The 21,378-nt window shown below is 41.2% G+C and carries 19 protein-coding genes; 9 read left to right on the forward strand and 10 right to left on the reverse strand.

What is annotated here, in order from left to right; all coding sequences use genetic code 11:
- The 5 genes from ectB to R7Z49_RS11170 form a co-directional block, all read right to left on the reverse strand.
- Positions 1-1,266, reverse strand: coding sequence for a diaminobutyrate--2-oxoglutarate transaminase (ectB, locus tag R7Z49_RS11150; protein ID WP_017820939.1), 1,266 nt, complete (start codon positions 1,264-1,266; stop codon positions 1-3).
- Between the two features lie 34 nt (positions 1,267-1,300).
- Complete coding sequence (gene ectA, locus R7Z49_RS11155; RefSeq protein ID WP_005393379.1) at positions 1,301-1,834, reverse strand: diaminobutyrate acetyltransferase; 534 nt, start codon at positions 1,832-1,834, stop codon at positions 1,301-1,303.
- Positions 1,835-2,148: 314 nt separating this feature from the next.
- Complete coding sequence (locus R7Z49_RS11160) at positions 2,149-3,807, reverse strand: BCCT family transporter (protein WP_170893819.1); 1,659 nt, start codon at positions 3,805-3,807, stop codon at positions 2,149-2,151.
- Between the two features lie 192 nt (positions 3,808-3,999).
- On the reverse strand, positions 4,000-4,746 hold the full coding sequence (locus R7Z49_RS11165; protein WP_017820938.1) for a 3'-5' exonuclease: 747 nt from the start codon (positions 4,744-4,746) through the stop codon (positions 4,000-4,002).
- On the reverse strand, positions 4,746-6,626 hold the full coding sequence (locus tag R7Z49_RS11170) for a DUF294 nucleotidyltransferase-like domain-containing protein (protein ID WP_318111663.1): 1,881 nt from the start codon (positions 6,624-6,626) through the stop codon (positions 4,746-4,748). The genes R7Z49_RS11165 and R7Z49_RS11170 overlap by 1 nt, the downstream gene beginning before the upstream one ends.
- Positions 6,627-7,064: 438 nt before the next feature.
- Between R7Z49_RS11170 and proV the strand changes: the two genes are divergently transcribed.
- The 6 genes from proV to R7Z49_RS11200 all read left to right on the forward strand — a co-directional run bounded on the left by proV (position 7,065) and on the right by R7Z49_RS11200 (position 13,481).
- Positions 7,065-8,252, forward strand: a complete 1,188-nt coding sequence (gene proV / locus R7Z49_RS11175; RefSeq protein WP_017633996.1) for a glycine betaine/L-proline ABC transporter ATP-binding protein ProV — start codon at positions 7,065-7,067, stop codon at positions 8,250-8,252.
- Positions 8,253-8,256: 4 nt separating this feature from the next.
- Positions 8,257-9,342: a glycine betaine/L-proline ABC transporter permease ProW gene (gene proW / locus R7Z49_RS11180; RefSeq protein ID WP_005377778.1), complete on the forward strand. Its 1,086-nt coding sequence runs from the start codon at positions 8,257-8,259 to the stop codon at positions 9,340-9,342.
- Complete coding sequence (gene proX / locus R7Z49_RS11185) at positions 9,335-10,342, forward strand: glycine betaine/L-proline ABC transporter substrate-binding protein ProX (RefSeq protein WP_005385703.1); 1,008 nt, start codon at positions 9,335-9,337, stop codon at positions 10,340-10,342. The genes proW and proX overlap by 8 nt, the downstream gene beginning before the upstream one ends.
- A gap of 194 nt (positions 10,343-10,536) precedes the next feature.
- Positions 10,537-12,486: an LTA synthase family protein gene (locus R7Z49_RS11190; protein ID WP_318111664.1), complete on the forward strand. Its 1,950-nt coding sequence runs from the start codon at positions 10,537-10,539 to the stop codon at positions 12,484-12,486.
- A 146-nt stretch (positions 12,487-12,632) separates the two neighbouring features.
- On the forward strand, positions 12,633-12,998 hold the full coding sequence (locus R7Z49_RS11195; protein WP_005377781.1) for a VOC family protein: 366 nt from the start codon (positions 12,633-12,635) through the stop codon (positions 12,996-12,998).
- A 99-nt stretch (positions 12,999-13,097) separates the two neighbouring features.
- Positions 13,098-13,481 carry a hypothetical protein gene (locus R7Z49_RS11200; protein WP_318111665.1) on the forward strand — a complete coding sequence of 128 codons (384 nt, stop codon included), beginning with the start codon at positions 13,098-13,100 and terminating at the stop codon, positions 13,479-13,481.
- Between the two features lie 89 nt (positions 13,482-13,570).
- Here the strand turns inward: R7Z49_RS11200 and R7Z49_RS11205 are convergent, their stop codons facing one another.
- Positions 13,571-14,305: a chromosome partitioning protein ParA gene (locus R7Z49_RS11205; protein WP_025998562.1), complete on the reverse strand. Its 735-nt coding sequence runs from the start codon at positions 14,303-14,305 to the stop codon at positions 13,571-13,573.
- Between the two features lie 31 nt (positions 14,306-14,336).
- Positions 14,337-14,495, reverse strand: coding sequence for a hypothetical protein (locus tag R7Z49_RS11210; RefSeq protein ID WP_005377784.1), 159 nt, complete (start codon positions 14,493-14,495; stop codon positions 14,337-14,339).
- A gap of 617 nt (positions 14,496-15,112) precedes the next feature.
- Between R7Z49_RS11210 and R7Z49_RS11215 the strand changes: the two genes are divergently transcribed.
- Complete coding sequence (locus R7Z49_RS11215; RefSeq protein WP_169628980.1) at positions 15,113-16,393, forward strand: site-specific integrase; 1,281 nt, start codon at positions 15,113-15,115, stop codon at positions 16,391-16,393.
- Positions 16,394-16,532: 139 nt separating this feature from the next.
- Positions 16,533-17,585 carry a hypothetical protein gene (locus R7Z49_RS11220; protein WP_169628979.1) on the forward strand — a complete coding sequence of 351 codons (1,053 nt, stop codon included), beginning with the start codon at positions 16,533-16,535 and terminating at the stop codon, positions 17,583-17,585.
- Between the two features lie 14 nt (positions 17,586-17,599).
- On the opposite strand, the gene R7Z49_RS11225 is transcribed toward R7Z49_RS11220, so the two are convergent.
- Both R7Z49_RS11225 and R7Z49_RS11230 read right to left on the reverse strand, forming a co-directional pair.
- Positions 17,600-17,986, reverse strand: a complete 387-nt coding sequence (locus tag R7Z49_RS11225) for a hypothetical protein (protein ID WP_169628978.1) — start codon at positions 17,984-17,986, stop codon at positions 17,600-17,602.
- Entirely contained in the window at positions 17,986-18,378 is a 393-nt protein-coding gene (locus tag R7Z49_RS11230) for a hypothetical protein (RefSeq protein ID WP_169628977.1), read from the reverse strand. The genes R7Z49_RS11225 and R7Z49_RS11230 overlap by 1 nt, the downstream gene beginning before the upstream one ends.
- Positions 18,379-19,321: 943 nt before the next feature.
- Here R7Z49_RS11230 and R7Z49_RS11235 point away from each other — a divergent pair.
- Positions 19,322-19,879 (forward strand): recombinase family protein, encoded by a 558-nt coding sequence (locus tag R7Z49_RS11235; protein WP_318111666.1) that lies wholly within the window; start codon positions 19,322-19,324, stop codon positions 19,877-19,879.
- Positions 19,880-20,501: 622 nt separating this feature from the next.
- Here R7Z49_RS11235 and R7Z49_RS11240 read toward each other — a convergent pair.
- Positions 20,502-20,795, reverse strand: a complete 294-nt coding sequence (locus R7Z49_RS11240; RefSeq protein ID WP_318111667.1) for a hypothetical protein — start codon at positions 20,793-20,795, stop codon at positions 20,502-20,504.
- Positions 20,796-21,378 lie beyond the last annotated feature (583 nt).

Consider the following 21,378-nt stretch of genomic DNA (forward strand, 5'->3'; position numbering starts at 1 on the left):
TTAAGATGCTTGTTTGAAATGTTTCGCAGCGATAGTCTCTACTGCATTTTCAAAGATGCTTAGTCCTTGATCTAGCTCTGATTCGCTGATGGTTAGTGGACAGAAGAACTTCACAACTTCATCGTCTGGACCCGCTGTCTCTATCACCATTCCATTCTCGAAACAGTTTTTCGCGATTTCAGATGCCATGTCACCATTGATACATTCAATACCAACCATCATGCCGCGGCCTTTTTTCTGCACAAACATTTGTGGAAAGCGACGAACACAACGGTCAATCACTGCACTCACCTTGTCTGAACACTGCTTGATGTGTGTTTCAAAATCATCGTTTGCCCAGTAAATTTCTAGTGCTTTTGCAGCAGTAATAAAGGCGTGATTATTGCCACGGAACGTACCGTTATGCTCGCCTGGCTTCCACTGGTCAAGCTCAGGCTTAAGTAATACGACAGCCATCGGCAAACCGTAACCACCGATCGACTTCGATAGCGTCACGATATCCGGTTGGATACCAGACGGCTCGAAACTAAAGAAAGTACCGGTACGTCCACAACCTGCTTGAATGTCATCGACAATCACAAGAATGTCATTGGCTTTACAGATTTTGCTCAAACGTTGTAACCACTCGTTTGAAGCAGCATTTAAACCACCTTCACCCTGCACAGTTTCAAGAAGTACAGCGGCTGGTTTATCCATACCTGCAGAGTTATCATTTAGCATGGTTTCGAACAGCGCAAGACCATCTACGCCAGCGTAACCTTCAAATGGAATACGAGTGACGTTACTTAGACTAGAACCGTTACCTTGTCTGTGATGCTGGTTACCCGTTGCAGCCAGTGCGCCAGCAGTACAACCATGGAAACCGTTAGTAAACGCAACGACGCTGTCGCGGCCTTTTACTTTTTTAGCCAGCTTCAATGCCGCCTCAACAGCGTTAGTACCTGTTGGGCCCGTAAACTGAACCTTGTAATCCAAGTTTCTTGGTTTAAGGATGTAAGTATCCAACGCTTCCAGAAACGATGCTTTCGCTTCTGAGTGCATATCCAAACCGTGAGTAATACCGTCCATTTCAATGTACTCAAGCAACGCTTGTTTTAGTACTGGATTGTTATGGCCGTAATTTAGAGATCCCGCTCCAGCAAGGAAGTCTAAGTATCGTTCACCTTGTTCTGTTTCTAGCCAGCAGCCTTTCGCTTTACGAAAAACGACCGGGAAATTGTTTGAATATGAGCGTACGTTGGATTCCTGCTTTTTGAAAATATCCATGATGAGACCGTTTTTAATTCCTATTGTTTGAGGATTATTTGAGAGGAATGCGATACAAATATTCTGTATCGTGTTTGCCTTTAAAGTGGGCTTCTTCATCCAAAAATGTGCTTACTTGGCCAGAATTGCCGTTCATCGCATCTAACTTTTTGAACAGTGCCCAAGAGGCTTTATTATCTTCCGTGATGGTAGTTTCTACCGATTTAACACCGCCTAATTCCTCTCGGGTGAGAAGTTCTTTCAACATGCGGAATGCTAAACCATGACCTCTAAAGCGAGGTGAGACTGCAACTTGCCAGACAAATAAAACGTCTTGCTCGTCTGGTTTCTGATAACCGGAAATGAAACCTGCGATTTCGCCTTTTTGCTCAACCAAAATACTGGTTTTGCTGAAATGCGTAGACTGTAGGAAATTGCAATAAGATGAGTTCATGTCCAATGGAGGACAGTCTGCAATCAAGCTGTAAATGTCGTCACCATCAGAGATTTTAGGCTCACGAAAAATCCATTTTTTACTTGAGTCTTCTCCAATCTCTGGATAAAGGACCCAAGGTGCTGATGTGATCATGTGAAAATACATATCCTTTGAGGTCTAATTAAATTTCCTTTTTATTATGGGCATCCCTCGCGACTAAAAATCAAATAATCCGCCTTTTTATCGGTATTTTTGTGATTCAAATCACAAAAATAAACCTATTAACCAAAAGTTAAAATAGTTCGAGGTCTAATTTATTAAATAGTCACCTAAATGCACAGTACAAAAAACAACCAGAATAAGACCGTTTTCCATGCTGTTCATTTCTCAGAGAAAAATAGAAATCCAAAAAAAAGCGGCATGCTTTCGCATACCGCTTTTATCAATAATTTAACTGCTGATACTAGTTATTTTGATTTCTTAGAAACCGCCTTTGGACGAGGTTCATCCATCAAACCTTTTATCAAAGATACCGTTGCAACAAGTAAAACAATAGTAAACGGTAAACCAGTCGTCACCGCCATTGCTTGAGCAGCAGCTAGACCACCACCCAACATCAATGCAATCGCAACCAAACCTTCAAACGTACACCAGAACACGCGTTGTGGCGTTGGTGCATCGACCTTACCGCCCGCAGCAATAGTATCAATAACCAGTGATCCTGAGTCAGAAGAGGTAATGAAGAACACCACGACTAAGATAATGCCGACAAAAGATGTTATCTCAGCCAATGGCATAACATCTAACATGGCAAAAAGTTTTAAAGGTAGTTCTGCGTTAAACACCGCCTCGTAGCCATCATTAACGTATTGGCTAATTGCGTTACCGCCAAAAGCCGTCATCCATAACACACAAACTGAAGATGGGATAAGAATAACGCAAATAATAAACTCACGAACTGAACGACCGCGAGACACACGTGCGATGAACATACCCACAAATGGTGACCAAGAAATCCACCACGCCCAGTAAAACGCCGTCCAGCCTTGAGAGTAATTCACATCCTCTCGTCCAAATGGCATAGATAAGGCAGGGATATTAGCCACATAGGAAACGATGTTCTCGAAGAAACCAGTTAAAATCGCAATCGTCGGGCCAACAACAATAACAAATAGCAATAGCAGCGCTGCAAGACCCATGTTGATTTCAGATAAGATTTTCACGCCCTTATCGAGTCCAGCCACAACAGAGATTAAAGCGAGCGCAGTAATACCAATAATCAATATAACCTGCGTGGTATTGGTCATTGGGACATCAAACAGGAAGTTCAAACCCGTTGCGGCTTGAGACGCACCGTAGCCTAGCGATGTTGCTAAACCAAAAACCGTCGCTACCACTGCAAGAATATCGATAATATGACCAGTCCAACCCCATACACGCTCACCAAACAAAGGGTAAAAAATTGAGCGCATGGTGAGTGGCAAACCTTTGTTAAATGAAAAGATAGCCAGCCCAAGAGCCAAGAGCGCGTATATTGACCACGGATGAAGTGCCCAGTGGTAAATCGTCGCAGCCATCCCTAATGCCGAAGCTGCAGTTGCATCGCCCTCTGCACCACCTAGCGGTGCCCAGTCAGTACGTACACCATTCTCAACGTTCACGCCACCAATCGCAGAACTAAAATGGGACATCGGTTCTGATACACCGAAGAATACGAGACCAATGCCCATACCCGCAGCAAATAGCATTGCCAACCATCCAGCATAGGAGTAATCCGGTGTTGCTTCAGTACCACCGATTCGTACACGGCCTAATGGTGTGAAGATCAATCCGACACAGACAATGACAAAAATATTACCTGAAGCGAGAAAAAACCAGTCTAAATTGTGTAACAAACCCGCTCGTAGGTCTGAAAAAAACGGCTCTACCTGTTCTCGGAATAATAGTGTTATCACAACAAACATGACGATTGCTAAGCCAGAAATTGCAAAAACACGGTTGTGAATATCAAGGCCAAATGGGCCTACCTTTAGCGCAACGTTATCCTGACCAATTTGATAGTCAGTATCTATTGCGTTTACTTTTCCATCGGGGCGTTGAATGCCACCGTTATTATCGGTGCTCACGGATAATCTCCTTAAAAATACGTGACCAAGTTTAAATTACTTTCGTCGGAGTTCGAGTAATGAAACGTCTTCATCACTACCAAGCACATGTTCATAAAACATTGTTCTTATAAGCGGTTACTCAATCCGCCATCATAATCTTAAAGCCCCCTATCTCTCATTGCATTTTATTGTTTTCACCATAAATAACGCCTATTGCCAAACCGAAGATATTGGCATGTTTCGATTAAAGTGATACTGCAGTTGTGCTTGAAACAGCTCCGCAGTTGCTAACGCATCCGTCAGGGCATGGTGAGGTTGATAAGCAGGGAGGCCATATCTTTCACGAGCGTGCCCTAATCGTACAGAACCGGGTTTCTTGCCTTTCAACTTATTGATAAAACCTCTGCATTCACGGCGTTGTATCGCATACTCAATATCTAACGTATCAACAACAGGAAACTGTATCCCCTCTCCGATGCTATTTAGCAAGGCGTTATTAAAGAACTGCCTTTCAATGTTCTTGTAGTGAACAAGTACCACTTTGCCTGACAACGCATCCAATATTTCACCCAAGATCTGAGACAGCTGCGGCGCGTTTTTAACCTCAGAGTCAGTGATACCGTGAATAATGACAGACTCGTGGTTTAACTCTCTGTTTGGGTTAACGACCCAATGGGCAGAACCATTACATTGAACACGATCAATAGTGAACGGCACAAGTCCGATCGTGAGAATGACATCCTCTTCCGAGTTCAATCCTGTTGTCTCAAAGTCTACCGAGACAAATGGCACTTGTTCAATTGGTGTTTCCCCATTAACCATCGGTGTCGAATAGTAGCGTTTGAGCCTCTCGTCTTTCGCTTCTTTAGCTAGTTGTTTGAACAACATTGACCACTCTGGCGTCTGGGATGTATCCAACAACGGCTGTTCTTTTTCTACTTTTTTTGAGAACCACATTATTTGCTACTTCTCTGGTATCGAAACTTAATGAAGTTCTGAGCGTTACTTAGAATTTGAAATGCTGCTTTTAAGTTTCGACGTTCAAATTCAGACATGTTCTCCGGCTCAATATTGTTGTCTGGCTCTTCTCCATTTTCTATATCAAGGGCTTGGTGACGAATTCGAACCATGTAGATTAGCTCCATCGCATCCCTTAAATCCAAACCTCGACCTTTCGGTAAAATGCCAGCATCATTAATGTCATCTAAACGGTCGAAAGAGTTTTGCGATCGCGAACCGATTGCCAGAGAATGCACCCGTATTAAATCGGCCAACGGAGCCGTCCCCCTTCGCTTCAAGTTAATCGAGTTGCGATGACGACCATCTTTCTCCATCACAAAGTCTTTGAAAAAGCCCAGTGGAGGCGTCCTACGTATTGCGTTATACGCCATACAAGCAAGAAAGCGGTTATTTCTTTTCGCTCGTCTCACAATAAAGCTGCTTAATTGCTCCGCCCATTTCACTCGCCCATGCACACCGAGGAGATCAAAAAAGATATTACTATTTAACAATCTCTCAGGGGTTGGATTGTCTATCCAGTTTCCAAAGCATTCTTCCCATTCTGCACGAGTTTTTCGCCATTCTGGGTTGGTAGCCATAATGTCTCCAGTACAATAAGCATAGCCGCATGCCGCTAAACCATCACAAACAAATTTAGCAAACTTTTCAAAGTACTCTCCGTGAATCTCAACGTCATAACTGTTATCGAGAATAAGGGCGTTATCTTGATCCGTTACAATTAGCTGCTCATCCCTCGCCATTGAACCCATTGCGACTAAACAATAAGGAATGGGCGCTGCGCCGAACTCTTGCTCAGCTAATTCAGCGAGGCGTTGTTTGAAACTACTGCCTATAACCGACATGGCTCGACCAATCATGTGCGCGTTGGCATCTTCATTGACCATTCTTACGAAACAGTCTTTTACTTGTTCAGAAACCTGCTTGAGATCCTCGACACTGGTTTGCTGAAAAATAGAGCTCACTAGCAATAGGCTGTTCTGAGATTCGTAACGAACGATGTCCGTCATGCCAATAATTCCTATCGGCTTTTTATCTTTTAAAATTGGTAAATGATGCACGTTGTAACGCAACATGGTTAACATGGCCTCAAACACATAGGCGTTATAATCCAATGAAACCACGTCATAACTCATGACCTCACTCACTGGAATATTGGTATCAATACCTTGAGCTAGTACGCGAATGCAAAGATCGCGATCAGTCAATATTCCAAGCAGCTGTTCATCATCTTCTTCTGTGAGCTCCTCTGTCGGGCGAATAATGAGCAGAGAGGTGACATTTTCCTCTGCCATTAGTATCGCAGCTTCCTGAATTGAAGCCGTTGCCTCCAGAGTTACTGGATCTCTTGCTAAGATTTTACGTGCCTTAGCGGTGGTAAAGTCATTGCTTTCGGAGCGGCTAGATATTGCGCTTCGCAAACGCGCGCTATCTTCCAGTTCCATGTAGTCCGCAAAGTTTTCAAACTCATCACAAAGTTCATTGAAGATGTTTTCCGGAATACAGTAAACGAGAGTGTCTTCTATCGCTTTGGCTGGCATACGTACGCGGTTGTTCATCAACAACCCCATCTGACCAAACAGTCCACCAGCATCAATCCTGTTGTAAAGTTCACCTTTACGTCGATAAATCTCTACCGCCCCACTTCTCACCATATACAAGTCGCGGATCGTATCTCCGAAGTTAAGGATTTTTGTTCCTTGCCGAAAGTATGCAACCTCGGCATTGAGAGCAATTTTTCTAAGCTGCTCTTCAGGTAGGTCATCAAAAGGTGGGTACTGGCTAATGAAATTGAGCACTTCTAACTGTTCGGCTTCCATTTTTTATTCCATACGTTGCCTAAACTACAGCGATAAATATCACCCTGAGTGAAATCAAGCAATAAATAAATCTAAGGATAACAGTACCTAACCGATTTCACAGGACCAAGCCTTAACCAAAAATTAGAGCTCTAACCTTTTTATATGTAGAGTTCTAAGCTATCACAGCTTATATCTATGCAAGCGAGTTGAGTTGAAATGTACAAAAAAATTCAAAATAAATTCAACCCTACGTCAGGGCAACGTTATGGCGAATAAAAACACATCACAAGCAATTGTTTTAAATATAAAAAAGAAGAATTGAACATACCTTGCTCAACGAATTCTCTATGCACGGCAGAACTAGTTAACCAACCCCCTTTCGTTGAAAGTTGAACTAAAATTAATTAGAGTACAAATCGTTAAACAGTTATAAACACACGAAAAAGGACAGATAACATGGATCCCATACTGGAAGTTAAGGGACTGTATAAAGTGTTTGGAGAAGACCCAGAGAGAGCCTTCTCGCTTATCGACAAAGGCGTCGATAAAGACGGTATTTTTGAACAGACAGGTTTAACAGTCGGCGTAAACGATGTATCTCTCACCATAAATGAAGGGGAAATTTTCGTAATCATGGGCCTTTCTGGCTCCGGGAAATCCACCCTTGTTCGACTTCTTAACCGGCTCATTGAGCCGACTAAAGGTAGTGTTTATCTCAAAGGAAGAGATATCGCCCACATCTCCGAGAATGAACTTCGAGAAGTTCGTCGTAATAATATCTCAATGGTGTTTCAAAGTTTCGCACTCATGCCACACATGACGGTGATTGAAAATGCCGCCTTTGGTTTAGAACTTGCCGGCATCGATGTTAATGAGCGTCAGAAAAGTGCCCTTTCCGCCTTAGAAAGAGTGGGTTTAGACCCTTATGCAGAATCTTTCCCTGACGAATTATCCGGTGGTATGAAACAGCGCGTTGGTTTAGCGAGAGCGTTAGCCTGTGATCCTGACATCCTATTAATGGACGAGGCGTTTTCCGCTTTAGACCCATTGATCCGTTCTGAGATGCAAGATGAGCTTATTCGTCTACAGAACGATGACAAACGCACAATTGTCTTCATTTCTCATGATTTGGATGAAGCAATGCGCATTGGCGACCGTATCGCCATCATGCAAAACGGTGAGGTTGTTCAGGTTGGTACACCTGATGAAATATTACACAGTCCAGCAAATGATTATGTCGAAGCCTTTTTCCGCGGCGTAAACATCGCAAGTGTCTTGACAGCAAAAGATATCGCGCGCAAGAAGCCAGCGGCTGTTTTTAAGAAATCGGAAAATGACGGTCCAGGCTCTGCGATGCAGATTCTGATGGATCACGACCGTGATTACGGTATTGTCGTCGATAAATCTAGCCGATATTCCGGCATCGTATCTCTTGATTCACTACGTTTGGCTCATAAAGAAAACCGTTCGTTAGCCAGTGCTCAATTACCGGATGAAGTTACTCTTCAGCCTGATCAGTCAATTAATGACATTTTGGGTCTGGTTGCTGGTGTTCCTTATGCCGTGCCTGTCGTAGATGAGCAAGGAACTTACTTTGGTGTCGTGACTAAATCACGTCTTCTACAAACACTAGATAAGGATTAACACGATGTCTTCAGAGCAAACTAACAATGATCCCTGGTCAAATACTGCTCCTGCGCAAGATGATCCTTGGTCGCAAGGTACAGAGGCCGCGCCAAGTAATGATTGGCTCAACTCAGAAACTGTAGAGCAAGCGCCATTCGATATTATGAACCCATTCCAAGATGCGGTTTTACCCCTCGATAGCTGGGTAGAATCCGGTTTGAACTGGCTGGTGGAACATGGTCGACCTGTTTTCCAAGCAATACGAGTTCCAATCGACTTTATTCTAACGTCGTTTGAAACTGCTTTGGTGTCTACACCTGCGCCTATAATGGTACTCATTTTATTTTTGCTAGCGTGGCAGTTTTCCAATGTAAAACTTGGTTTTTCTACTCTTGTATCCCTTGTTTTCATCGGCCTAATTGGTGCGTGGTCACAAGCGATGACAACGCTAGCACTGGTGTTAACCGCCGTTTTCTTCTGTTTGCTTATAGGGCTACCAATGGGGATATGGTTGGCAAGGAGCCAAACCGCTGCCAAATTTGTTAGGCCAATATTAGATGCAATGCAAACGACTCCCGCGTTCGTTTACCTTGTGCCAATTGTTATGTTGTTTGGTATTGGTAACGTTCCTGGCGTAGTAGTAACGATCATTTTCGCCCTGCCTCCCGTTGTGCGCCTGACTATTTTAGGTATTCAGCAAGTACCTGAAGAGCTTATCGAAGCTGGCCACTCTTTCGGGGCAAACAAAAAACAGATGCTTTATCGCATCCAGTTACCGTTGGCGTTACCAACCATCATGGCAGGTGTAAACCAAACCTTAATGCTGTCACTTTCTATGGTAGTGATTGCTTCAATGATTGCTGTTGGCGGCTTAGGCCAAATGGTACTTCGTGGTATTGGCCGACTTGATATGGGTCTTGCTGCCGTTGGTGGCTTAGGCATCGTTATTCTTGCGATTTTGTTAGACCGTATCACCCAGGTGTTAGGGGTTAATGCGGGCAACACTAAACTTCGCTGGTATCACACAGGTCCTGTTTCATACCTATTAAAACTGAAAACAAAGACGAACCAAGACGATCTAAAACTTAGGAGAAACATCAATGAATAATTCATGGAAGAAAGCGCTCTCTGTTGGAGCTCTAAGTACTATCGCATTTTCAACTTATGGTGTGGCAAGTGAACTACCGGGTGAAGGTGTCACTGTTCAGCCTGTTCAATCAACCGTTGCAGAAGAAACATTTCAAACGTTGATCGTAAACCGCGCACTTGAAGAGCTTGGTTACGATGTTAAACCGACCAAAGAAGTGGACTACAACGTAGGCTACACCTCTATTGCTAAAGGTGATGCTACTTTCTTAGCGGTTGGTTGGTTCCCTCTTCACGCCGATAAGTACACGATGTCGGGCGGTGATGATAAGTTCTTCCGTAAAGGCCAATACGTAAGTGGTGCTGCGCAAGGTTATTTGATCGATAAGAAAACAGCGGAAAAATATAACATCACTAACATTGGTCAGTTAAAAGATCCAAAATTGGCGAAGCTATTCGATGCAAACGGCGATGGCAAAGCGGACTTAACTGGTTGTAACCCAGGTTGGGGTTGTGAAATGGTTGTTGAGCATCAGTTGGATGCTTTCAAACTCCGTGACACAGTAACACACAACCAAGGTAACTACGCAGCGATTATCGCTGATACGATCTCACGTTACAAAAAAGGCGATCCGATTCTTTACTACACTTGGACACCGTACTGGGTAAGTGGCGTTTTAGTTCCAGGGAAAGATGTTGTGTGGTTAGAAGTGCCATTCTCTTCACTTCCTGGTGAGCGTAAGGACATTGATACGACACTAGAGAACGGTAAGAACTACGGCTTCGAGATGAACTCTATGCGCATCGTTGCCAATAAAGAGTTTACAGAAAACAACCCTGCTGCTGCAAAGCTGTTTGAAATCATCAAACTAAATATCAATGATGTTAGTGCTCAGAATATGATGATGAGCCAAGGTAAGAACAGCTCAGCGGACATCGAGTCTCATGTAAATGGCTGGATCAAAGCGAACCAGAAAAAGTTCGACGCATGGGTCGAAGAAGCGAAGAAAGCCGCAATGTAATCATGCCTTTATCAATATCTAGAGCCAGTTGGTGTTATCAACTGGCTCTTTTTTTACACAAACGCCCCTCCCCCTTACATAGACATACCAACACTTACACTACTCGACCATAAACCCACATTATAATTCACGTTTATTTCACGCTTGCTTTGCTAAAAACAACACAACATAACAATTAAACTATTCGAATAAATATGAAAAACTTATCAAAGAGCTCTGTGTGGGGGCCTTTGCAGCCAATTGCTGCCTTTTCTTTGTTTTCGCTTCTATTTCTGTCTATCTCAAGAGTTTTGCTAGCTTTTTGGCAGATTGACCGTATTGACTCTCTAAACGACTTAATTTACATCCTAGGTCAAGGTTTGCGCGTAGATATTGCAACGCTTTGCTGGTTATTTATTCTTCCAGCACTGTTTTCAACCTTCATGCCATTAACCGGTAAGATGGGAGAGTGTTGGAAGCGAATATTACGCATATGGATGGTTTTAGGGCTTTGGGTGCTTGTATACATGGAGCTAGCAACAGCGCCATTCATTCAGGAATACGACCTACGTCCAAACCGCCTGTTTGTGGAATACTTAATCTACCCAAAAGAAGTCTTGAGTATGCTCTGGACTGGCTACAAATTAGAACTGTTTATTGGTGCGTTAGGTACAGTTTTAACCATCACTTTAGGTTGGAAGTGGAGTAAGAAACTGACCGATAAGGCGCAGCAGGTCAACTGGAAATGGCGACCACTATTGGCACTTTTCGTTGTTCTTTTTGGGGTTGCAGGTGCTCGCTCATCTTTAGGGCACCGCCCGCTAAATCCTGCTATGGTCGCCTTTTCTAACGATCCACTGCTTAACGACTTAGCACTGAACTCATCTTACTCATTGTTGTTTGCGGTTAATAGCATGAAGCCAGAAAAGAATGCTGAGCAGTTCTACGGAAAAATGGACACTCAAAAGATGTTGGAATTAGTTCGCACTTCATCAACAAAGTCCGACTTCACCCCTTCATTACTCCCAACCATGAACAGTAACCCCGCGACTTACCAGGGTAAACATAAAAACTTAGTGATTTTGCTACAAGAAAGCTTAGGCGCCCAATTTGTCGGTGCTTTGGGTGGTTTGCCTCTAACACCAAACCTTGATGAACTCATGAAGGAAGGTTGGCAGTTCACACAAATGTACGCCACTGGTACTCGTTCTGTTCGTGGAATTGAAGCCGTAACCACGGGCTTTCCTCCATCTCCGTCTCGCGCGGTAGTGAAGCTGAGTAAAAGCCAAACGGGTTTCTTTACCATCGCGGACTTACTGAAAGCTCAAGGCTATCACACGCAATTTATTTACGGCGGTGAAGCCAACTTTGACAACATGAAAACTTTCTTCTTTGGTAACGGTTTTGATCAAATAGTAGAAGAAGACGATTATAACAACCCAAGCTTTGTTGGCTCTTGGGGTGTTAGTGATGAAGATCTATATAACAAAGCAAACGAAGAGTTTGAACGCCTTTCAAAAAGCGACAAACCTTTTTTTAGCTTAGTTTTTACGTCAAGTAATCATAGCCCTTATGAGTATCCAAAAGGCAAAATTGAGCCATACGATTCAGAATATATGACGCGTAACAACGCCGTTAAATATTCCGATTACGCTTTGGGCACTTTCTTTGAAAAGGCGAAAAAGTCATCTTATTGGGATGATACCATTTTCATTGTAATTGCAGATCATGATGCACGTGTTTCTGGCGCTAACCTTGTTCCAGTTAAGCACTTTCACATTCCAGCATTGATCCTTGGTAAAGGCATTCAACCACGTAAAGATGACCGCATAGCAAACAACATAGACATGCCGCCTACACTGTTATCTCTGATTGGGGTAGATGCTAAAACACCGATGATTGGTCGTGATTTAACGAAGCCACTGGCTCGCGAAGATGAACGCGCAATGATGCAATACGACAAAAACTTTGGTTATTTAACGCGCGACAATCTCGTTGTGCTTTCCCCTGGTGAAAAGATATCGACCCTGGCGTACGACTTTAAAGACCAAACCATGAAGCCGCTAGAGGTGGACGAGTCTATTATCGAGCGTGCAAAAGCAAACGCATTATTTGCATCTAAAGCGTATCAAAACAACTGGTATTCTTCCAAACACACTCATTAATACCAATGATTCCGCTGATAAAAAGGAGCTAAACGGCTCCTTTTTCTTATTCTGTCACTTACCTTCGAGAATGTTCTACTGACAACTCCTGTCGTTCCTTTCCGTTAGATTGCCCCTACTATTTCTAATTGATTAAGGAACAAACCATGCTGACTATCAATTCATTCGTTCTCTACGTTGAGGACATCCACATAAGCCAAGTTTTTTATTCGAAACTGTTCGAACGCAAAGTCACGCAGTTGTCTCCAACCTTCGCCGCTATTCCACTGACCGAAGGCTTAACGTTGACACTCAAGCAAAGAGATAATCTTTCACCCTACAGCGGAATTAGAGGTGGTGGCACCGAGTTGTCTTTATCGGTGCCCAATAGTCATATGCTAGAGCGCATTTACAAGCGCTGGAAAGACCTAGGTGTTGAGTTTGTTCAACCACCAGCGACATCAGTGTATGGGTTAAATTTTATGGCTATCGATCCAGATAAGCATCGCATTCGTGTTTTCATAAATGAATAAAAATGCGTTAAAAATGCTTTTTACCCATTCCCAATGTGACTTCAATAAATTAGACTCAAGGAAACATCAAAAGCGGCGTAGTAATAAGAAGGAATGCCCATGAGCGCAAGTATGATCCTTAGCGAATCCCTAATCGAGAGCGGAAGAGATATCCCCCTCAAAGAACTGCTTTATGCAAAGCGCGTGCTGGATAACTACATGGCAGTAGCCAAAGAAAGTAGCCCGCTTGAGCTATTAACTGAGATGAAATCGGCAGCAAAGCAAGTAGAATACTTTACAACGACGAGTAACCCGTGTGAGGCTCGTAATGTCATCAGTCAGATGATTGATAAAATCGACACCGCGGAATCTTTTGCTTCGTTCAAAGCATTAGCAGGTAAGCCATCTCAAGCACTCAATGAACTAATTGAAGATCGAGCTCAGCTGATTAAACACGAACGAGAGCTCCTGCTCGCCTCAGGCTATGACGCCTCACGAATCTAATATACGCGACAGGCTAAAAGTCATAGCTAACAACGAAAAAGGAGCTCTTAAAGAGCTCCTTTTGCTTTTCAAAACCGGATACAAAAGACTTAAAGGCCGATATCTTCCGTTATTGCTTTGATTTGTTTGAGGTCCATTTTATAGACTTCAATCATTTGATCGACCTGACTTAGTCGTGAATTAGCTTCATCATGTTTATCACACGCGTCCGACTTCACGTCCCAAGATTTGCCTTCTAAAAATACGTCACACTCTTTCTTGAGTTTCTCAATCTTAGGTAATAATTTCGACCGTTCTTTCTCGAGAGACTCTAATTCTTGCGAAATTTTTAGCTCTTTCTGGAATACTTCGCGGGACCGCTCAAACATAGTCGCTTGCATATCCGCTTGACGACTCAACTTCTCATTTTCTGACTTCGTCGTGTTGATCTTATCTGCCTGCTGCTTCAATTGAGACTCTAGTGACAAGTTGACCTTCTCGACCTCAGTCAACTGCTTTTGCAACTTCTTAAGTGCTTTCTGATGAGCTTCATCTTTCGCGGCGAGTAACTCACTAACTTGGTTTTGTATTTCTTGGTCGATCGCCTCTTCACGCACTTTTACTTGAGATGCCAACTGGGTTTTATCTTGCGTTAGTGCTTGATACTTTTCTTCTAATACGTGGTAAGTCGATTCCCACTTGTTCGCAGTGACAACCGATCCAACAAGGCCACCAAATGCCAAGCCTAACACCGCAGCGATTGCGATATAGATATGCGTACGTTTGTCACGCTCTTCAATGACAACTACGTCGTCTTGCTCTTCCATTTTGTTCTGAGAACTCACCGTATACTACTCCAAGGACTCTTTTACTTTGCTAGCGGATCAATTCCGCAAACATAATTGATGCTGTATAAATCAGAAATGCGCCAATTAATGTTATAACGGTCGCTTTTTGGACTTTTTCATTGGTTCGATAACGAAACAACACAAATGCTACTGCAATCAACACCGCAATGGCTAATAACCTGGTCATACCGCCTCCTTGTCCACTCATGAAAAACTGCCTAGGTCCGTAGACTGTTTCACAAAGATTCATTGTAACCCATTTATACGTACCATAAGGTCAACTTAGCGTAGATTTTAAAACAAGTGCTCCGATTTTAATCAATTTTGTGTCCTTAATTGAATAACTTATGTCGTAACGATCGAAACACATTTATCGTTCTGAAGTGTTTTGGGTTCCATTCCCTAACCCAATAAATTTTATTTATGCCGTGACTCGCACAAAAAGATTGGCAAACATACCTTCATGAAAATTGATGAGGTTATTTCATTGAAAATAAATTGACATAGGGTGTTGAAATGGACCAAAAACATGATAGAGTTCACACGTTAATGATGACCAGCATCATTAACTAACCTTTACTCATTTAATTGAGTAATTGTTCCGATGAAGACTGCAGGAGAGTGGTTATTAATCAAATTTTAACATTTGATTAGCATAACTCGCCGAAGAATTAACTATTTCAGGTGCTACCTAGGTAGCGGGGACTGTAGTTGGAGGAACCTCTGGAGATTTAAATTTCTAGAGTTACCTATCTGATATTATTAACTTTCTTAGATGTTACCCACATTTTGGGGTACATTTAAATGAGACATCTCACCAAACGAAACAACACCTTTTACTATCAGAGACGAATCCCCTCCCACCTTCAACATCACTATCAAAATGCTAAAGTTGTACGGTTTTCTCTTCATACAACCAACCCTCGTGAGGCTGTAATACTAGCAACGAAACATACTGCAAATTACGATAGAGAATTCTTTCAACTCCAATACATAACGTTGTCACAGACTCCTGTTGTAACTAATCAATTTATAGCCGAACGACCCCAAGTTAAGCTTCAGCAGCAAGCAAAGAAGAAAGAGCCGAAACTCTCCGAATGCATAGAATTATTTATGACAGCTAAAACAGTAGATAGGGTATCTCCAAAAGCCCTAGCTCGGTATCGGTCTAGACTTGAACTACTACTACGCATTGTTAAAGATAAAGGGATTAACTCATTCACCCGTGATGATGCCTTATCATTTAAACACCAACTTGTGCAGCTACCGCCCAATATCAACAACAACCCACGTTACAAAGGGAAAACGATTAAACAAATTATTGCTTTTGGTGATAAACCTATCGGTATTCATACGATTAACGACACGTTGAAGGTGGTTAGCGGTTTCTTTGACTGGTTGGTTTTGAATGAAAAATCAGATAAAAACCCGTTTACTAAGTTGCAAGTACGTAAAGAAATCAAAGCAAGTGAAGAAAGGAGAGTTTTCACACGTTCAGACATTAAAAAGTTATTCACTATAGAACCATACAAAACGCCCCCCAAAGAAGCTTGGCACTATTGGATACCACTACTAGGTTTGTACACGGGAGCTAGAATTAATGAGTTGTGTCAATTATATACCGACAACATCAAGCAAATAGATGGAGTTTGGTGTATCTCCATCAATGCAGATAGACCGGATCAAAAGCTCAAAACCAAAGCTGCATTTAGGAATATCCCGATACACAGTAAACTAATTAAGTTAGGGTTTATCGACTACGTTAAAAGCTTACCTTTAGGGCTAGTGTTCCCTACTCTCAAATACTTACCAGAAGATGGTTACGGTAAGTACCCTTCTAAGTGGTTCAGTATTCAGCGTGATAAAGTTCTAAACAAGAATGAACGTTACAAAAAGACATTCCACTCTTTCCGACACACTGTAGCCAATGAGTTCAAACAGTTGGGTGTTGAATATAGTCCAGCTTCTTACCTGTTGGGTCATACAGATGAAACAATGACATATGGTCGATATGGTAAGGACTACAAGCCTAGGTTGTTACAGGAAGTAATAGAGAGGTTAGATTTTGATATAGGGAAACCATAACTGAAAGCGTTTAACCTCACGCCCTTATAAACGCTTTAAATGAGTAAGTGACATACCCAACACTTTGTAAAGATGGAATATTTACGTTAGTTCGCATTGATACTAAGGTTAAGTACGAACACTACTAGGTTATCAATAAATGCGTAAATACTATTTAATATCACTTATGGTTGCTTCCGCCAGCTTGGAAGCGGCTAATTCATACTTACCATACGAGTTCAATTCTGGAGGAGAAGTAATTGTTTCGCTCAATGCACAGGGAAGAATGATTAAGTCAAGTGTAGATAACTTCTGTTCGGTGTTTAGCGGAAATGAACCTCATATAATGAAAGAATATCAAGATAGTTTTGGACAAGTTAGATCAGGTAATCTTCAGATTGAGTGTAGAACTGCATTAAAAGATACAATCAATAACTTAAAGTCTATTGGTTCTACTCGTTGCATCGAGAATCCATTCAATAACGATCAAATTGCAGAACTTTGTAAAGAATTTAAAGGGGAAATCAGCAAATACAAACCGCAATTGAACTTTTTTAGTGATGAGTATGCTCGAATAAAACTCGAACAACATCAACAGGAATTGGAGTCAATAGAACAAAGTAACGCTGCTCTATTGGCTTCAATAGAAAAACAACAGAGTGAACGTCTATCTTTCTGTGACCAAAATTACCAAAAAGTTAAAGATAATGATTTGAAGGGCGTGACGCTAACTAAATCACTGTTAGACCTAGATTCTGAACTTGATCAATTAAAAGAAGTTTCAAAATTTAAATATCTATCTCCGAGTATGGACACATTTTGCCTGAAGCAAGATAGGTATAAAAACGTTCTGAGTCAGGTTAATAGCTCTAAAACCCTACTACAAAGTAGAATTAATCAATTCGAGAAAAAGCAAAGAGAAATAGTGATTGTTCAGCAAGCAGAGACCGAGCGCAAACCAGCAAGGACGACATATAATAACTCAATGAACCTGCTTGAATCTGGAGTGAACCTACCAAAAGGAGTTGAAGAGCACCCAGAAGTAATCCCACAAATGGTGCGTATGATTCAACTCACAGGATATAAATGCGACTCAATTTCAGCAATTAGAGAAATGATGGTATCTAGAGGGTTTACGGTGGTGTGTAACAACTTTTACTATGAATATGAAATTGAAGATAAAGGCGGTAACTGGGTGGTGACACTTCAGTAGTAAGAGCAAGGATATTACACTGCACCAAACGTAATAACACATTTCTCATCACCCAAAGAGGGGATCACATGCTGTTCCACATGTTCCCAAGCGGCTTGTAACGTCCCTTCTTCTACATCATCATATAAACACCCTACTTTATCGCTACAAGCTGTACAGAACTCTTGAAGGACGTATAAAAGGTATTTAACACCGTAATCTTCATTGTTGATTAGAACGACTTGTAATACCTCTTGATGCTGCAGAATCGACCGCCATAGCGTAGCTTTCGTTTCTGGTGAGGATAACGTAATCAGTGGTTGATAGATGTGATGTTGATTAAGGGTTTCTTCATCATATCCCCATACAGATAGTAAGCTGTGACAAAGTTCTGCATGAACACCGAAGTAATTAACGTGCATTATTTCATGCCTCCATACATTGGGGTATCTAATGGGATCCTAGGTAGTGAAATTTTTTGTTTTGAAGAAGATTTACTTGGAGTGTGTTTAGCCTCTTCTTCATCTTGGTAGATACGAACCTTTTTAATCAACTCCTCAATATCCGCTACCACTTTGTTAAGGTGCTTATGTTCTGCTAGTAAGATCTTGATGCAATCTAACTGTGATTTATTGATTTCTTCTTTTCCTTGGGCGGCGGAAATAAGAGATTTGATTAATCCGCTATAAGCTTTATTAATGGCTTGCAGGTTCTTATCCTGTGCCGATGCTACATCAAGAAGCGTATCGAGGTGGTTTTGTAAAGAGTGACGGTTTCCGATGTTTGTTACAACGGGTAAAGGCTTACTATTCATTATTATTATCCTTATTAGTTAATACCGTTAATACTGTAAAGATTGGCTGTTTCTTCTTGTAGGCAATCTACAACCTGTTTGTGTACAGATTTGATTTTTCTTAGGTAGGATTGTTTAAATCCAGTTGTTTCTTCAATGTATGAATAAGGTAGATTTAAACCTAATAGGTATATTACATGCTTAATTTCTGGTGAAATTTTAGTACTGCTTAATAAACTGGAATTTAGGCTTAAGATCTCCCCTTGAACATACAAAATCTTTTGATTTCGGTTCATTGTCGGAAGTCCTGATTGTTGTCAAAAAGGTGTGCTGCTTATTTATAAATCAATAACTTACATAACTTTCAGTAATTATATTTTCAATAAAATGTGCGTTAAAATGGTAAAAACTCTCAGCAATCTTATGATGAAAATATCTAGAATTGGGTGTACTGCTTATTTAGAGGTGTTATTAAGAGGATTAATCAAAAATCTTATCTTAATACATGTAACAATTATATCATAAGTAGCAATATTTATATACTTACCTAAAATTTTTGTTACACATAAAATTAAATTTTTCAATGCTTGTTTATTAGTGGCGAAATATCCATTGTTACAGGAAAACATCATAAACAGAGGTTTGGAAATTCAAAATTGAGAGATCGACTCGCTTAGCCCCACACTCACCCCCAGATTTGAAATTCGTAGAAATCGGGAAATATTTATGCACCTCTTCTGCATACAAACAACACTCTATTTATCTCACCAATCACTGCCCTTTTCCGTGGACATTTTAAGAATCATTTAAGTAACAAATGATAGTGGTGATACTAGAGAACCAATCACTATCTTTTAGGTTTGGTCTTGTGACTTACTGATAACAATCTATCATTTAGATCATTGACAACTTATAAGATAGATTTTATCATTTAGAACCCTTATGATAGACAGGAAATAGTAAGATGATTTACGGATACGTTAGAGTTAGTACCAATACCCAGCAATCAGATCCACAGATAACTGAAATTAAGAATAAGTACCCAGACGCTACGATATACAAAGACATAGCTAGTGGTAAGAGTTTAGAGCGTCCAGAGCTAACAACACTGTTAAGTAAGGTTAAGAAAGGAGATAAGATTGTTATTCGTGAATTAAGCCGTCTAGGACGCTCTCAGGGCGAATTAATGACACTTATAGAGGAATATCAACGTAGAGGTGTAGAGTTCGAAATCCTTAATATTGGTGTTGATACATCTAGTGTTAGTGGAAAAATGATATTAGGAATCTTAGCCAGTGTTGCCCAAATGGAACGTGAGTTAATGTTAGAACGTCAAGCTCTAGGTATCGCCAAAGCTAAAGCAGAAGGTAAATATAAAGGCAAACAGCAATCTCAGAAGACGCTAGACAAGTGTAGAGAAGCTCTCAAGTATGTTGATACCGGAATGAGCAAAGAGAAAGCTGCTAAGGCTGCTGGAATCGGAATCGCAACACTTTATCGTTACATCAAAGAGAATAACTAACCGTTCGATCTATCCCCTGTCCTATCATATAGCCGCCTATCATGGGCGGTTTTTTATTGTCTGAAATAACTCCTCAAAGCCTCTCACAACGTTTCAATCAACATTAATACAATCACACCAATTCATCGCTAAAACCTTTCTATGGACTATATACGCTCATTCTTGAGTAGTCCTACCCCCACACTCCCACATCCAGTGCACAAATCGACTTAATATCGGAGTATTTGCATTTATATTGCACAAATGGGTTATATGCATTTATTGAATTATTATTCAGCCTGAATTTATGCAATTTAATGAAAAATCGTTTCATTTATGAAAGTTTGGTCTGAATGATAGAGATCGATAACGCAGTTTGTTTAGCAAGTAATAAGAAACCTATCGTTAATAGGTGTACTACTTAATTTCACTAGTAATGACCTCTTTATCATCCACTATCGACTACTTTACAGAACCAACAACGGGTCAAGAATACGCCTAGTTACTGCACTTACATCGGCACAATCTCGGATAGATTTTACTTTTAAGGCTTCTTGATAATGTGGAAATACATGATCGTAAAAGTCATTCAAAGATGGTGCATTATTCAAATCTGTAATAACCCCATTATAAACTACGGTTTTCATCTGCTTATAAGTTTCATCCCAGTTTTTACTTCTACCACTAGATTGGAATTAGCGATAATACTAAAAGCAGTTTCTGCGTTTTCTAGATAACTTCGATCTTCAATCGGTGAACCGATATCATTTGAATATCTGCTGATAGCAGCACATGTCAGGTTAGACGCTGTTACTCCCAAGAGCACTTGGTTTTGTTCTTCCGATAGCTCTAAGCTCGGTATAGATACCGATTCGTAATCACCACAGCCTGATATTGCTATTACCAACAACGTTGTAACGTATTTTCTTTTCATCATAAGCCTCATCTATTAATCTGTGCATCTTACGGCACCGTGGGGATCTTTCTTACAGATTGATCCGTCCGACCCCCTCAAGTTTCCGTGAGCATCTTCTCGCCACGTATTACCCTTGTTATCTCTAATGATTCCGTTTACATCAGTCTTATATATTGAGCCGTCTGAGCCTCGTATAGCTCCATGAGCGTCAACCTTATACGTTGTTCCGTCCGATGATCTAACAGTGCCTTGAGTGTCCGTCCTGTACCTTGTCTCTACTCCATTGGAGTCCTTACAACGTGTTATTCCTATCGCATCGGTTTTACAGATGGTTTCTGCTTGTCCAGTAGCCGTAAGTAAGCACATAGCAGCCAGCAATAAACGTTTCATGGTGATGTCTCAGCGTTGAACAGAGTTAACGATATTGAGTATAGCAATTAGTAGGTAAAGTAAACGCTTCAAAAAACGTGGGGGCTTATTTCTCAAGAATGTAGATATATCAATAGTTATAGATTAACAGTTAGACTGGCTTTGTTGCGTAATTCGATGGAACTAAATCAGGAAGTTACGATCTGATCGGTTACATCAGTTAATCATCGTAGCC

It is taken from the genome of Vibrio sp. 1562 (assembly GCF_033340155.1).
GTDB classification, from domain to species: Bacteria; Pseudomonadota; Gammaproteobacteria; order Enterobacterales; family Vibrionaceae; genus Vibrio; species Vibrio alginolyticus.

What these genes read in the sequence shown, in the direction of transcription:
- R7Z49_RS11195 (WP_005377781.1), top strand. Translation starts at nt 12,633, where the DNA reads ATGCTGACTATCAATTCATTCGTTCTCTACGTTGAGGACATCCACATA.
- R7Z49_RS11165 (WP_017820938.1), bottom strand. Translation starts at nt 4,746, where the DNA reads ATGTGGTTCTCAAAAAAAGTAGAAAAAGAACAGCCGTTGTTGGATACA.
- R7Z49_RS11190 (WP_318111664.1), top strand. Translation starts at nt 10,537, where the DNA reads ATGAAAAACTTATCAAAGAGCTCTGTGTGGGGGCCTTTGCAGCCAATT.
- ectB (WP_017820939.1), bottom strand. Translation starts at nt 1,266, where the DNA reads ATGGATATTTTCAAAAAGCAGGAATCCAACGTACGCTCATATTCAAAC.
- R7Z49_RS11215 (WP_169628980.1), top strand. Translation starts at nt 15,113, where the DNA reads ATGAGACATCTCACCAAACGAAACAACACCTTTTACTATCAGAGACGA.
- R7Z49_RS11240 (WP_318111667.1), bottom strand. Translation starts at nt 20,795, where the DNA reads ATGATGAAAAGAAAATACGTTACAACGTTGTTGGTAATAGCAATATCA.
- R7Z49_RS11210 (WP_005377784.1), bottom strand. Translation starts at nt 14,495, where the DNA reads ATGACCAGGTTATTAGCCATTGCGGTGTTGATTGCAGTAGCATTTGTG.
- R7Z49_RS11200 (WP_318111665.1), top strand. Translation starts at nt 13,098, where the DNA reads ATGAGCGCAAGTATGATCCTTAGCGAATCCCTAATCGAGAGCGGAAGA.
- proV (WP_017633996.1), top strand. Translation starts at nt 7,065, where the DNA reads ATGGATCCCATACTGGAAGTTAAGGGACTGTATAAAGTGTTTGGAGAA.
- R7Z49_RS11220 (WP_169628979.1), top strand. Translation starts at nt 16,533, where the DNA reads ATGCGTAAATACTATTTAATATCACTTATGGTTGCTTCCGCCAGCTTG.
- R7Z49_RS11235 (WP_318111666.1), top strand. Translation starts at nt 19,322, where the DNA reads ATGATTTACGGATACGTTAGAGTTAGTACCAATACCCAGCAATCAGAT.
- R7Z49_RS11225 (WP_169628978.1), bottom strand. Translation starts at nt 17,986, where the DNA reads ATGCACGTTAATTACTTCGGTGTTCATGCAGAACTTTGTCACAGCTTA.
- proW (WP_005377778.1), top strand. Translation starts at nt 8,257, where the DNA reads ATGTCTTCAGAGCAAACTAACAATGATCCCTGGTCAAATACTGCTCCT.
- R7Z49_RS11170 (WP_318111663.1), bottom strand. Translation starts at nt 6,626, where the DNA reads ATGGAAGCCGAACAGTTAGAAGTGCTCAATTTCATTAGCCAGTACCCA.
- R7Z49_RS11230 (WP_169628977.1), bottom strand. Translation starts at nt 18,378, where the DNA reads ATGAATAGTAAGCCTTTACCCGTTGTAACAAACATCGGAAACCGTCAC.
- proX (WP_005385703.1), top strand. Translation starts at nt 9,335, where the DNA reads ATGAATAATTCATGGAAGAAAGCGCTCTCTGTTGGAGCTCTAAGTACT.
- ectA (WP_005393379.1), bottom strand. Translation starts at nt 1,834, where the DNA reads ATGATCACATCAGCACCTTGGGTCCTTTATCCAGAGATTGGAGAAGAC.